Here is a 14476-nt window from a genome sequence, read left to right on the forward strand (position 1 = left end):
GATTTTAGATTTTTACAATCTATGATTTACTAATCAGCTGTGCTAACTGTTTGGTTAAATTTTTTCTGGAATATTGCTGTAAACCAATTCCGTGTGCTTGTAATTTCCCTTCCAAAAACTGATTAAAAAAGTCCAAAATTACACTTTTTAACTTCGCTTTTTCAGAATAATCAAAAAATACTCCTGTATTGGTCTGCGTCACAATATCTGCAAAGTCAGAACCTTGCGGTCCGATAGCGATAATTGGACGATTTGAAACCATGTATTCGAATAATTTTCCAGGAATAATGCTTTTAGTATCTTCAGAATTAATCTCTATTAAAAGTAAAACCTGAGATTTTCTTTGATGTGCAACTGCTTCCTGATGGGAGACATAACCCAGCAAATTTAAATAATCATTTAATTGATGGTCTTTTATTGCGTCTAGCACTTCCTGGCTTACTGCACCAATAAGTTTGATTTCTAAATGTGATTTAAACTCTGGAACTTCTTTTAGCAACTCAACCAAAACCTCCCACAAAAATGGCGGATTTCTGTCTGATAAAAAAGAACCTATATGAGCTAAACTAAATTTACTGTCTAAAGTCTGTTTTTCGACAGTTTCGACATCATAACCATTTGTAATTACTGTAATTGGCTTGTTGGTAATAGCCTCAAACTCTGTTTTTGTGGTTTTGCTTGTTACAATAATTTCATCAGCAGAATTAAGGACTTTATGCTCTAGACTTTTATGCTTTTTTTCAGCGTAAGAAGATAAGCGAAGTGCTTTATGATAACCAATCGTTGTCCAGGGATCACGAAAATCGGCAAACCATTTTACTTTTAATTTCTGCTGTAATTCTAAACCAATTAAATGTAAACTATGTGGCGGACCAGAAGTTACAATGGTATCGATATTATTCTCCTGAATGTATTTTTCAAGATAAGACACTGATGGTTTTACCCAAAAAACGCGGGCATCTGGAATAAAAAGATTTCCTCGAACCCAGAGAAAGGTCTTATCTAAAAATGTCTGTTTTTTCTTTTGCGGAAAGATACCAGAACTAATTTTTTTAGTTTTATTTTTTGAAAAAACAGAAGCCAATTGGTATGGCTCCCATATTTTATTCTTTAGAACAATTACTTTGTCTGATATTTCACTGACCAAACCTTCGTCAACAATTGGATATGTAGGGTTTTCTGGAACATAAACTATTGGCTGCACATCAAATTCTGGTAAATATTTCACAAATTTCAACCAGCGTTGCACACCAGGTCCACCAGCGGGCGGAAAGTAATAGGTAATTATTAAGAGCTTTTTTTGTTCCATTTAGGATTTATTCAGTTCCACAGAGATTCACAAAGTATCCACTAAGTGTCACAAAGATTTTAAATTATTTTTGAGTATCTCCGCTATTACTTTTTGAATCTTTACGAAATTTTTCAAAATAAATTCCTCCAGCTAAAAGCAGTAACATTCCAATTGAACTAATCAAAGTAATTGTTCCTCCAGTTTTAATAACTTGAGGTTCAAATTTAAACTCTATAGTATGTTTTCCTTGAGGAATTTCCATTGCTCTTAAAACATAATCTACAGGAAAATGATCTGTCAATTTACCATCTACATAAGCATTCCAGCCATTTTTATAGTACATCTCAGAGAATACAGCTAAGCCATCTCCTTTATTTTCAGATTTGTATTTGATGTAATTCGGCTTATAAGTAACTACTTTTATTGTTCCTGTTGTATCCCAAGCTTTCTTTAAACGAGCGTTTTTAAATTTACCTTCATGTTCATGAACATTAAAAACTGCGACTTTTTTAGTATTTAAACTATTAAGCGCTTTCATGACATCGTCTGCTTTGTTGACCAATTTTACAGAACCTACAAACCAAGCGTTTCCGTTAGCATCTGGATTTTGAGTCGGAATCTGGTTTCCTTCTTTATCCACTTGAATTACATACTTAACATTTAGCATATTAAGCACTTCTAAATTATTCTTAGCAATTTGGTAATCATACAACTGCTGCATTCTTCTAGGCCTTACGGCACTGTATCCTCCAATTGTTTTATGGAAATATGAAGATCTTCCTTGTAATTGCCCTTGAAGATCAAAAACACGGTAAATTGATGTATCTTTTAAAATTTGAGAATCGGCAGGTGTTTCTTGAAAAGGCGCAGCAATTTGAACTGGGCTTACAAAATCTTTAGCCGAAACATATTTTTTGTCCACAAAAAACAAATCGAAAATCATCACGATTCCAACTATTATTAAAGTTGTTGTCTGTGAAAATTTATTTTTAATAAACATCCAAAGAATTACAAAAGTAACTACGATTAAAAATCCAGATCTTAATAAATCTGCGTAATACATTGTCATTCTGTCTTCTTTCAGCGCATCAACAAATTCTGGTCCGTAGCTTTCTAGGAAATATTGGTCGCTTGCTCCTGTAAAATGGAAAAAGCCTTTAGCAACGAGCAAAATAACTAGAATTCCTAAACCAAAAACTCCTGTTTGAACTAATGCTTTTTGCTGCAATTTCGGTTCATCTTTAGCTTTAAAAAAGGATTGTAAACCCATAACAGCCAGAACAGGAAAACACAGCTCTAATATGACTTGAATAGAAGAAACGGCTCTAAACTTATCGTACATTGGAACATACTCTATGAAAAAATTTGTCAGTAATGAGAAATTTTTTCCCCAAGAAAGTACGAGTGTAAATAAAGCTCCTGCTAAAAACACGTATTTGATTTTTCTTTCGTCGATAAACAACGCTAAAACTGCCAAAAAGAACACTACTGCTCCAATATAGGCTGGTGCAGAAACTATTGGCTGATCTCCCCAGTAAGTAGGCATTGCTGAAACAAAATCTTGTGCTTGACTGGCTGGTACGCCTTTTTCCAGCATGAATTCATACATTCGGCTGTCTGTACCTACATTTTCATGGCTTGAACCTCCAAAAATACGAGGAGCAATTAAGTTCAAACTTTCCGCAATACCATAACTATATTCTGTAATATAATCCGTTGTCATTGACGCAGTGGTTTCATTTTTAGATCCATCTGGATTAAAAGTCAACTCACTTTTGTCTCTGATACTATATTTTGCGTATTCGCTAGTTGCTAATAAATTTCCTGCATTGGCTCCAATTGCAAAAATCCCCGCAACAATCAAAGTACCAATTGAAATTAAAAGCGGCTTATATTCTTTATTTTTAATGAAATCAAAAGCAAAATAACCTGAAAGTATCAATAAGAAAATCAATAAATAATAGGTCATTTGGAAGTGGTTGGCATTAATTTCTAATGCCACTGCAAACATGGTGAGCAAACCTCCCCAGACATATTTTTTCTGAAAGACGAGTATAAAACCAGCAATTACCAAAGGCATATACGCAATAGCGTGAGCTTTAGCATTGTGTCCAACTCCTAAAATAATGATTAAATAAGTAGAAAAACCAAACGCAATGGCTCCAATAAAAGCTTTTAAAGGATCGGTTTTTAAAACTAATAACAAACCATAAAAACCAAGAAAATATAAAAATAAATAATCTGCAGGACGTGGCAGAAAACGCAGTACATCATCTATCTTTCCAACAAAATCATTTGGATAATTTGCTCCAAGCTGATAAGTAGGCATACCACCAAAAGCTGAATTTGTCCAATAAGGTTCAGCATTTTCCACAGCTCTAAAGTCATTTTGCTCCTTTGCCATTCCGGTGTATTGAGCAATATCAGATTGGAAAATTTGTTTTCCTTGCAGAACTGGATAAAAATAAATTAATGATACAAGGATAAAGCCCAGTACAACAAGGGCGTGCGGATAGAACTTATTTACTATTTTCAATTTTGGCTGGTTTGGGTTAAAATGATCCTAAATTTTCAGGACACAAATCTAATCTATTTCTTCGTAATCAACATACTCTCCCACTTTTTTGGTTTCGCGCGGGTTTTTAGCATTTGCAGTATTAATAATTATTTCGTCTTTAGTATTGTTATTATTATTCTGCCAAGTATTGCTTTGATATTGCTGTTGTCTCTGAAAATTTTGACTTGCGTTTTCAACAGCCTTTTTCACCAAAACTGGTAAAAAGATTCTAGCTAAGAATTTAAAAATGTAATAAAAGGCAATAATGCCAATAATTAATCTTAAACCTGAAAATGATGCTTCTTGCATAACTGTAAAATTTTTTCCAAAATTAATAAATCCGTTGTTTAAAAATAAAATATGAATCTTAAATAAATAATAAAATATGTACATTTGATATGCGTTATTATATTTTAATCCAAAAAAAATTATATGTTCAAAATTAAAAACTTACTTGCCCCGGTACTTTTTTTTATTCCACAATTGTTTTTTGCACAATATACTGATGTCATCAACTCAAATCGCCCAGGCGAAACTATGTCCGCATACGGTGTTGGAAAATCAGTAATCCAAGCCGAATTAGGAGTTTACGGCATCAAGGAAAAACATGATCTATTAAATTATGATGCCAGCGGTTTTGGAACCGACTTTTCGCTTAGATACGGTGCTTTTTTTGAACAATTAGAATTTGTTCTTGATGTTCAATATCAAATGGAAAATTTTGACACTCCATTTACCAGCTACAAAAAAAATAATTTCAGGCAGACTGTCTTAGGTGCCAAATATCTTATTTACGATCCTTACAAAAATAAAAGAGAAGTAAACATCTACAGCTATAAAGCCAATCATAGTTTTAATTGGCGTGAATTAATCCCGGCAGTTTCTATATTTGCAGGAGCAAATTTTGTTGGGGCTGATAATCCATATTATTTCTCTCCTGATGGAGCGATTTCCCCAAAAGTTTCTTTGATTACCCAAAACTTATTTGGAGGAGGAAAATGGGTTTTTGTAACCAATATTATTGCTGATTATATTGGAACTGATTATCCAAGTTACGGATATGTATTAACTTTGACACACGGATTTAACGAAAAATGGTCTGGTTTTGTTGAAAATCAAGGCTATAAAAGTGATTTTTACAGCGATGCAATTGTTCGAGGCGGAGCTGCTTATCTTCTTTCTCCAAACATGCAGGTTGATGCCTCTATAAGTACTAACTTTAAGAATACACCGTCTGTTTTATATGGAGGAGTGGGAATATCATGGCGTTATGATGGATGGTACAAAGATAAACAAGCATTAAATAAAGCTCAGGAAAAAGCAAAGAAGAATCCTGAAAATGAAAAAAATGTGGATTACCAAGAAAAAGAAAGAAGACGTAAAGCTAAATACGAATAAAATAATAACACAACTCAACTAAAAGAGACTCTCAATACCACTTGAATGATTACAATTAAAGAAGCCAAAAGCAAAAAAGAATTAACCGAATACATTAAATTTCCTTTCTCATTATACAAGGATAATCCGTATTGGGTACCGCCAATTATTGCAGACGAATTGGAATCTTTTGATAAAACCAAAAATCCAGCTTTTGACAATGCTGAAGCTTATTTTTATTTGGCTTACAAAGACAATAAAATTGTTGGTCGTATCACTGCTATTATCAATTGGTCTGAAGTTAACAATCAGCATAAGAGAAAAGTACGTTTTGGCTGGTTTGATGTAATTGATGATATTGAAGTAACAAAAGCTTTGCTTGAAAAGGTTTTTGAATTAGGAAGAAGTCATAATTTAGAACATGCAGAAGGCCCAATGGGGTTTTCTAATCTCGACAAGGTTGGCCTTCTGACAGAAGGTTACGATCAAGTCGGGACAATGATTACCTGGTACAATCATCCTTATTATGTAACTCATTTAGAGCAGTTAGGTTTTCAAGTTGAGAAACAATATATCGAGAGTATATTTCCTTTTTCGAATGTAAAACCGGAGTTTTTCTTAAAAGCACAGGCTTTAATTAAAAAACGTTACGAACTGCGAGCACTTAATTTTACTAAGACAAAAGACATTATGCCTCACGTAGACAAAATGTTTGATTTGTTTAATGAAACATATGCCAACCTTGCATCGTTTGTAGCAATTTCAGACGTTCAAAAAGAATATTTTAAAAAGAAATATATCAGTTTTATCAATCCGGAATATATAAAATTCGTTGTTGACAAAGATGACAATTTAGTGGCCTTTAGTATTGTAATGCCAAGTTTTACAGAAGCTTTACAAAAAATAAAAGGTAAATTATTTCCGTTTGGTTTTTTACAATTATTGAAAGCCAAAAAACATAGTAAAGATGTTGTTTTTTACCTAATCGGAGTTCATCCTGATTATCAAAACAAGGGGGTTACGGCAATTATTTTTGATGAATATTATAAAACATTTTCAGAAAAAGGAATTCGAAATTGTATTAGAACTCCAGAGTTATTAGAGAACAATGCGATTCATTTGCTTTGGAAAAACTTTGATCCAGTTATTCACTGTCAGAGAAAGACTTATTTGAAGAATCTTTAATTAGTTTTCAGTCGCAGTTTTAAGTGTTCAGTTTAGTACAATATGGTTTTAGATAAGTACTCAATAAAAATTTGTGAAGAATGTAAAAGTCAATTTTACGAAAAATCATCTCAAATGAAGAATTTATGTCCTGAATGTGCTCATCAATTGTATGGTTATAAAAATTGTAAACATGAATTTAATAATCATCGTTGCTCAAAGTGTTATTGGAACGGAAATTCGAGCGATTATATAGACAAACTTAAGACTAAAAACTAATCCTAATTACAATAAAAAAATCCATTCGCCCCCAAACGAATGGATTTTTACATTAAAGCACTCTTGTTTATTTACTCTACTTTACAATCTACTTTTGTCAATGTATTTTTTGCGTCAAATTTTAATTTTGATTTATCTTTAAAAGAAACTTTATCGTTTGCTGTTACTACATCGCCGTATCCTTCAATAAAAGTACCATCTTTTTGTAAAAAAGCAACCTCTCTAACAGATGAAGCTCCTTCAGAACTAAAGGTATAATCGGCAATTAAAGTATCGCCTTTCATATTACCTATCAATGTTCCTTCATTTTTATCTTTTCCTACTAAGTTGTAGCTTAGTTTCCCGTTTACTTCTTGATGTGAGTTTACATTAAAACTCATTTCAATAATACTTCCATTAGCTCTCCACGCATAGCATTGATCACCAGCTGGTTCTACAATCTCTGCTTCTTTTGGCGGGCTTGGTGCTATTTGTACTGGCTCTGTCGTTGTAGTTTCTTTTTTACAAGATACAAGAACCGTCAAAATAAGGGTTGTTAGTATTAATACTTTTTTCATAATTGTTATTTTTATTTTGTGATTATGATATAAAGTTACCTTAAATAAAAAAAAATCCATTCGCATAACGAATGGATTTTTTACATAATTCCCACCTAAGGAAATTCTATTTCTGGTAATTAAGAAACGTCTACAGTCGTACGTTCAGCAATTTCTTTATAAGTTCCATTTACCAATTTCTCACGAATTGCTTCGAAAGCAGTTAACGTTTCTTCAATATCAGCAAGTGTATGAGAAGCTGTCGGAATCATTCTTAACAAAATAATTCCTTTTGGAATAACTGGATAAACAACAATAGAAAGGAAAATACCGTAGTTTTCTCTTAAATCGTTTACCATTACCATTGCTTCAGGAATACTTCCTTCTAGGTAAACCGGTGTAATACAAGTGTTTGTATCTCCAATATTAAATCCTTTTTCTTTAAGACCGCTTTGTAATGCATTTACATTTTCCCAAAGTTTATCTTTAATTTCAGAAGAGTTACGCAATAATTCTAAACGTTTCAAAGAACCAAGTGTCTGGATCATTGGTAACGCTTTTGCAAACATTTGAGAACGTAAATTGTATTTTAAATAATCAATAACTGTTTTATCAGCCGCTACAAAAGCACCGATATTAGCCATAGATTTTGCAAAAGTAGAGAAGTAAACATCAATATCGTCTTGAACTCCCTGCTCCTCACCTGCTCCAGCACCTGTTTTACCAAGTGTACCAAAACCGTGTGCATCATCTACCAATAAACGGAAATTGTATTTTTGCTTTAAGGCAACAATTTCTTTTAGTTTTCCTTGCTGTCCACGCATTCCAAAAACACCTTCGGTAATAAATAAAATACCTCCGCCTGTTTCTTCGGCCATTTTAGTAGCACGCTGCAAGTTTTTCTCCATACTTTCAAGATCATTGTGTTTGTATGTGAAACGCTTACCCATGTGCAAACGAACACCATCAATGATACAAGCATGTGAATCAACGTCATAAACAATGATATCATTTTTAGTAACCAAAGCATCAATGATAGAAACCATTCCTTGGTAACCAAAATTCAATAAATAAGCAGATTCTTTCATTACAAAAGCAGCCAATTCATTTTCTAATTGTTCGTGATACGTAGTGTGTCCAGACATCATACGAGCTCCCATCGGATAAGCCGCACCAAACTGAGCTGCTGCATCTGTATCTGCCTTACGAACTTCTGGATGATTTGCTAGACCTAAATAATCATTTAAACTCCAGTTTAAAATATTTTTTCCATGAAATGTCATTCTAGGACCCAACTCTCCTTCTAACTTTGGGAAAACATAATAGCCCTCTGCTTGAGAAGCCCATTTTCCTAAAGGTCCCTTATTGTCCTGAATTCTTTCGAATAAATCTTTTACCATAATATAGTGTAGTAATTTTTTTAACTTAATCAGCGAGCAAAAATAATCATTATTATTCTAAAATTCAGAGTGTCATTTATTTTTATTTAAAATTTTCTGCGGTAAAATTTTAACAAGATTTAACCTCAAAATCACTTATACAGATTTCATAAGAACTAATTCCGTAAAGATTCAGGAATAGCTACTCTACAATTAGTACACCTTTCATCATAGCCACATGGCCAGGGAAAGAGCAAATATATTTGTATGTTCCTTTCTTATCAATTGTAAATTCGATTGTGTCTTCTTCTCCGCCTCCTAACAATTTAGTGTGAGCAATAATCGAAGCTTTTTCAGATTCAGGTATATAATCAGTCGCCGCTGCATCATTTGCTTTAAGCGCAAAAGCAGCTTCATCTGTTCCTTCTTTCAATATTACTAAATTATGTCCCATTGCCTCTTTTGGAATTTTTCCAACATGCTTTAAAGTCAATTTAATTGGTTTTCCGGCAACAGCATGTAATTCATTTGTGTTGAACTGCATTTGGTCATTTCCTTCAATAATTAATACATTTTCTTCTGTTGATGTTACTGGTGCCGCTTCTCCTTCTGTTGATGATTCACTTTTTTCAGTCTGGTCAGCTGGAGTTGTTTCTTTTTTTCCACAAGAAGTTATTGCTAAAAATCCCATTAGGATCATTATTGAAAATTTTGTTTTTGTATTCATTTTAAGATAATTTATAAATGTTATTGTTTGTATTCAATATATTATTCCGAGCGGAATTCTTTTAAAGGTTTATTCTTTTAAAACTAAAGTTCTAATTCTCTGCTCACACTCTTTAAAAGCATGAATTTTTCAATTAAAACCAGCACAAATATAGATAGACATAAAACAAAAGACAACCGTATCTTTAATTCATTTTTAACTCTACAAACATTATTTATAATGAAAATAATTAGTGTTAATAAAATCACTAATTCATCATTCGATTCTTATAAAAACCAATTTTAATTTTAACTTTGAGAATCCTTAATTTTCTAATATTGAAATAATGCCTTTAAGCAACTCAAAAGATTTAAAACTGGCTGTTCTTATTGATGCGGACAATGTGCCTTACAGCAATGTAAAAGGTATGATGGAAGAAATCGCAAAGCTGGGAACTCCAACCACTAAAAGGATTTATGCCGATTGGACAAAACCAAATGCTAACGGGTGGAAAGGTGTTTTATTAGAACATGCCATCACTCCTATTCAGCAATATAGTTATACAGTTGGTAAAAACTCTTCAGATTCAGCATTGATTATTGATGCTATGGATCTTTTATATTCAGGAAAGTTAGACGGTTTCTGCATTGTTTCGAGTGACAGCGATTTTACGCGTCTCGCAATTCGTTTGAGAGAATCCGGCATGAAAGTAATTGGCATTGGCGAAAAGAAAACTCCAAGTTCGTTTATTGTTGCCTGCGACAGATTTATCTACATTGAAGTTTTGGACGGTGCAATTCAGAAGAAAAAACCAAAAACTCATACTGCTGCCGACACTAAAAAGCCAGTTGAAAAACCAGCTGAAAAAGCACTCCATAAAGTTGACAAACAAACTATAGAACTTATAGAAGCTACAATCGAAGATCTTGAAGATGATGACGGATGGGCATTTTTAGGAGATGTAGGAAACTTGGTTGTGAAGAAAAAACCTGAATTTGACCCTAGAAATTATGGCTACTCTAAGCTTACGCCAATGTTGAAGTCATTAACAGATATTCTGGAGATTGATGAAAGAGAATCTGACAAAAAAGGAATCAAACACGTTTATGTGCGTTTACGATTCAATTAATTACCCGCATTTATTACATATTTAATTTTTTAAAAACATGAGAAAGAAATTCTTTATTTACGGATTCTTATTGTTTCTAATTGTTGCAGCAATTTACCATTATACCGGACGAGGTTATTTACTCGTTTTTATTATTCCTGCTTTATTGATTATTGGAGCCTACAACGCTTCTCAAAAAAAACATGCTATTTTAAGGAACTTCCCTGTTCTGGGTTATTTTAGATATTTATTTGAAATGATTGCACCAGAGATTCAGCAGTATTTTATTGAAAGATCTACAGACGGAAAACCTTTCTCTAGAAATCAGCGCTCTTTAGTGTATCAAAGAGCTAAAAATATTGATTCTAGCACTCCTTTTGGAACGCAGTTAAACTTAAATACTGAGAACTACGAAGGAATCAAACATTCTATTTTCCCAGCACAAGTAAACGAAGAATTACCTCGAGTATTAGTTGGTGGAAAAGATTGCAAACAGCCTTATTCGGCTTCTTTATTTAATGTTTCTGCTATGAGTTTTGGTTCTTTGAGCGAACATGCAGTTCGTGCCATAAATATTGGTGCTAAAAAAGGAAATTTCTACCAAAATACCGGTGAAGGCGGATTAACAGAATTTCATCTTGCAGGCGGCGGCGATATTACCTGGCAGATTGGTACTGGTTATTTTGGATGCCGTGATGCAGAAGGAAATTTTAGTCCTGAAAAATTTTCAGAAAAAGCAAATCTTCCGAATGTAAAAATGATCGAAATTAAACTTTCGCAAGGTGCAAAACCAGGTCACGGAGGTGTTCTTCCTGCTGCTAAAAACACCGAACAAATTGCTAATATTAGAGGTGTTGTACCGCATACCATGATTCTATCGCCTCCAGGTCATCATGCTTTTTCTGATGCAAAAGGATTAATTCATTTCATCAAACAATTACGTGATTTATCTAATGGAAAACCAATCGGATTTAAATTATGTATTGGAAACACAGCTGAGTTTGAAGCCATCTGCCAAGAAATGATTGCAGAAGATATTTACCCAGATTTTATCACAGTAGATGGTGCAGAAGGCGGAACCGGCGCTGCGCCTCTTGAATTTGCTGATGGAGTTGGAATGCCTTTTGAACCAGCATTAATTTTCGTGAACAAAACTCTGGTTCGTTTAGGAATTCGTGATAAAATGCGAATTATTGGTAGCGGAAAAATAATCTCTGGTTATTCTATTCTACATGCCGTAGCACTTGGAGCAGATATGTGTAACAGCGCCAGAGGATTTATGTTTTCTTTGGGCTGTATTCAGGCTTTACGCTGCCATAATAATGAATGCCCAACTGGAGTGGCAACTCAAAACAAAATGCTGATGAAAGGTTTGGTTGTGACGGATAAATCTGAGCGTGTATATCATTTCCATAAAAATACACTGCACTCTGCAAATGAACTTTTAGCAGCAGCAGGAAAGAAAAGTTTCGCCGATGTGGACATTAATATTTTTATGCGCGGTGACGAATTTGCTAGTTTATCCGATATGTATTTCCCGGATAATTTGAAAAACGTTACGCAATTCTCATAAATAACAAAGCCTCTTTAAAATACTAAAGAGGCTTTTTTTAATTCCATTATTTAAATTACAATTTTGCAGTTTCTTTACTTGGTTCTGCGGTTCCTTCTAATACCGCTAATTCTTGTTTGTCTACTACTTGCTGCGCCAAAATAGCATTATTATAAGCTAGGAAATAAACATCAAAAGATACTCCTTCATTAACTAACTCAGTAGAAATCTGGTCATTTTTAATCATTTCTTTTAATAAATCAGGAAATGATTCTTTGTAGGCAATTCTGTTGGCATCCGTCTCTTCTAAATTCGTTTCAATTCTAATTTCGATTTTGTTGTCATTCAAAAAAGCTTTTGCTGTTGTACTTGTAATTCCGTTTCCTTTTATAGAAGAAGAATTATTATAAGTACTTACATGTTCCTGAATTTTTTGCTTGGTGTTTTTACAGCTAACTAAAAACAATGCAAAAGAGAGCACGAATGCGATTTGGGTAATTTTTTTCATAAATTATTGGTTTTATAGTTATTTTTTAACTCAAACATAATTAATTTATGATACAAAAACAATGTTTTATCAACAAAATACAATAGATAATTAATTGAATACAAATTGATTATCCTTTAAAAACAAAAAAAAATGTAAGAATTCAAAAAGCTGTTTTTTGCTTTATTTGAAGTCTAATCATAAAAAAGTCTCTTTAAATAACAAATTAAAGAGACTTTTTTATGTAGGAATTTAAACTTTTTAAAGTACTGTTTTTACTTCAAAAAATATTTAAGAGATTCGCCATTTAAGATTTCTTTTCCCAGAACCGTGTTGTCATTGGCTAAAAAGTAAACATCAAACTGAACTCCTTCTTCAATCAATTGTCTCGGAATCTGATCTTTGGCAATAAGTTTCTTTATTAATTTCACAAAAGCGATTCCTGTAGCTAATTTGTTTGCCTCATTTTGTTCTAAGTCGGTTTCAAAACGCAGTTCAATTTTATTATCGTTTAGGTAACCTCGGGCTGTTGTTAATGTTACATGGTCGGCTCTAAAGCTTGGCGCAGTTTTATTATATTCCGTAACATATTCCTGAAGTTTTTGTTTGGTATTTTTACAGCTGGCAAGCATCAATACCATCATTATTGCAAATACAATTGGGCTTATTTTCTTCATGATATTTTATTTTAGTTTTTGAAGTCTTAATAATGCCTCAAGATAGTAATAATCTGCGTAATTTATAGAACAATCTATTTCACTTCCTGCAGGTTTATGACCTGTTGAATGCAATAAAAATGCTGAATTAACATCATGGCTTTGATAATGCTCTGAGAGTGAAACAATCATCTTTTTGGCTTTTGCCAAATACTCTATTTTCAAATTTTTATCTTTTGTATAAGAACTCAACTCCAAAAGCGCCGAAGAAACAATCGCTGCCGCAGAAGCATCTCTAGGTTCGTTAGGAATATTGGGCGTATTGAAATCCCAGTACGGAATTAAATCTTCTGTTGTTAATTTATCCAAATAAACACGAGCTAATTTATGTGCGAAATCTAAAAATTTAGGATCTTTAGTTTCTCTATAAGTCATTGTAAATCCATAGATTGCCCAAGCCTGTCCGCGCGCCCACATACTGTCATCGCTGTAACCTTGAGCCGTTCTGCCTTTGATCTTTTTCCCAGTTTCAAAATCATAAATTACAACATGATAAGAAGTATTGTCTGGCCTAAAATGATTTGCCATTGTAGTTTCTGCGTGTTTAACGGCAATATCATAAAGTTTTTTGTTTCCTCCATTTTTTGAAGCCCAAAACAGAAGTTCCAAATTCATCATATTATCAATGATCGTATTATGACCTCCCATTTTATTATGCGGCCAAGATTGGATTGTTCCCACTTTCGGATTAAAAAGTGTTGCCAGCGTATCTGCTGTTTTCAGTATAATTTGTTTGTACTCTGGATTTTTAGTCAATCGATATCCGTTTCCAAAACTATTAAAAACCTGAAAACCTAAATCATGGTCATTTGCTTTGCTTACAGATAAAGGCGTTAAAAAACGGGTGAATTTGTCGGCTTCTTTTTCCCATTTTTTGTCTTTTGTCGCTTCATACAAAAACCATAATTCGCCAGGCCAAAATCCGCTTGTCCAGTCTTTATAGTCAACAAATTTCCAATCTTTACTTCCGTTAGGAACTGTTCTCGGAGAAGTCCCGTCATTCGGAATCACTTTTAAAGTTTTAGAAGCCTGTGCTGCACAATATTCTAATTGCTTTTGAATATTAAATGATTTGTCTTTTTGAGAATAGCTTAGATTTCCGAAAAGAAATAAAGATAAAATCATGGGAAAAAATTTTGAATTCATGTGGCTATTTTTGATAGTAAATTAATTGAACTGATAAATTTATGAAATAAAGTCAATCAATTGAGGATTTGTATTTTTCGTTCCCTAAAAACGTACTTTAAGTCCACTTCTTTTCTCTTTTTCAAAGTTTAAAAACTTTGAAAAAGAGAAAATCTTCAATATCTTGAAATAAAAGATT

At 33.1% G+C, this 14476-nt stretch carries 13 protein-coding genes; 4 read left to right on the forward strand and 9 right to left on the reverse strand.

Annotation, left to right across the window (positions count from 1 at the left end; genetic code table 11):
• Positions 1-19: 19 nt before the first annotated feature.
• From ASE40_RS19105 to ASE40_RS19115, 3 genes are all read right to left on the reverse strand, one after another.
• The gene (locus ASE40_RS19105; protein ID WP_057118771.1) at positions 20-1309 is read right to left on the reverse strand and encodes a glycosyltransferase family 4 protein; all 1290 of its coding nucleotides are present in this window, start codon (positions 1307-1309) and stop codon (positions 20-22) included.
• 64 nt (positions 1310-1373) lie between these two features.
• Positions 1374-3827, reverse strand: coding sequence for a YfhO family protein (locus tag ASE40_RS19110; protein WP_057118774.1), 2454 nt, complete (start codon positions 3825-3827; stop codon positions 1374-1376).
• Between the two features lie 48 nt (positions 3828-3875).
• Positions 3876-4157 carry a DUF4834 family protein gene (locus ASE40_RS19115; RefSeq protein ID WP_057119860.1) on the reverse strand — a complete coding sequence of 94 codons (282 nt, stop codon included), beginning with the start codon at positions 4155-4157 and terminating at the stop codon, positions 3876-3878.
• A gap of 123 nt (positions 4158-4280) precedes the next feature.
• Here ASE40_RS19115 and ASE40_RS19120 point away from each other — a divergent pair, with 123 nt between their 5' ends.
• Both ASE40_RS19120 and ASE40_RS19125 read left to right on the forward strand, forming a co-directional pair.
• Complete coding sequence (locus ASE40_RS19120) at positions 4281-5246, forward strand: transporter (RefSeq protein WP_057118777.1); 966 nt, start codon at positions 4281-4283, stop codon at positions 5244-5246.
• Positions 5247-5291: 45 nt separating this feature from the next.
• Entirely contained in the window at positions 5292-6410 is a 1119-nt protein-coding gene (locus ASE40_RS19125) for a hypothetical protein (RefSeq protein WP_057118779.1), read from the forward strand.
• Between the two features lie 329 nt (positions 6411-6739).
• On the opposite strand, the gene ASE40_RS19130 is transcribed toward ASE40_RS19125, so the two are convergent.
• From ASE40_RS19130 to azu, 3 genes are all read right to left on the reverse strand, one after another.
• Complete coding sequence (locus ASE40_RS19130) at positions 6740-7225, reverse strand: hypothetical protein (protein WP_057118781.1); 486 nt, start codon at positions 7223-7225, stop codon at positions 6740-6742.
• A 119-nt stretch (positions 7226-7344) separates the two neighbouring features.
• A complete protein-coding gene (locus ASE40_RS19135; RefSeq protein ID WP_057118783.1) occupies positions 7345-8604 on the reverse strand; it encodes an aminotransferase class I/II-fold pyridoxal phosphate-dependent enzyme in 1260 nt (419 codons plus the stop codon).
• A 181-nt stretch (positions 8605-8785) separates the two neighbouring features.
• On the reverse strand, positions 8786-9310 hold the full coding sequence (gene azu / locus ASE40_RS19140; protein ID WP_057118785.1) for an azurin: 525 nt from the start codon (positions 9308-9310) through the stop codon (positions 8786-8788).
• Positions 9311-9635: 325 nt separating this feature from the next.
• Here azu and ASE40_RS19145 point away from each other — a divergent pair, with 325 nt between their 5' ends.
• Entirely contained in the window at positions 9636-10418 is a 783-nt protein-coding gene (locus tag ASE40_RS19145) for an NYN domain-containing protein (protein ID WP_057118787.1), read from the forward strand.
• Positions 10419-10455: 37 nt separating this feature from the next.
• Positions 10456-11970 carry an FMN-binding glutamate synthase family protein gene (locus tag ASE40_RS19150; protein WP_057118789.1) on the forward strand — a complete coding sequence of 505 codons (1515 nt, stop codon included), beginning with the start codon at positions 10456-10458 and terminating at the stop codon, positions 11968-11970.
• Between the two features lie 55 nt (positions 11971-12025).
• Here the strand turns inward: ASE40_RS19150 and ASE40_RS19155 are convergent, their stop codons facing one another.
• From ASE40_RS19155 to ASE40_RS19165, 3 genes are all read right to left on the reverse strand, one after another.
• A complete protein-coding gene (locus tag ASE40_RS19155; RefSeq protein WP_057118791.1) occupies positions 12026-12457 on the reverse strand; it encodes a hypothetical protein in 432 nt (143 codons plus the stop codon).
• 254 nt (positions 12458-12711) lie between these two features.
• Positions 12712-13113, reverse strand: a complete 402-nt coding sequence (locus ASE40_RS19160; RefSeq protein WP_057118793.1) for a hypothetical protein — start codon at positions 13111-13113, stop codon at positions 12712-12714.
• A gap of 6 nt (positions 13114-13119) precedes the next feature.
• On the reverse strand, positions 13120-14298 hold the full coding sequence (locus ASE40_RS19165; RefSeq protein ID WP_057118795.1) for a glycoside hydrolase family 88 protein: 1179 nt from the start codon (positions 14296-14298) through the stop codon (positions 13120-13122).
• Positions 14299-14476: the final 178 nt, after the last annotated feature.

The organism is Flavobacterium sp. Root935 (assembly GCF_001429295.1).
Taxonomy (GTDB): domain Bacteria; phylum Bacteroidota; class Bacteroidia; order Flavobacteriales; family Flavobacteriaceae; genus Flavobacterium.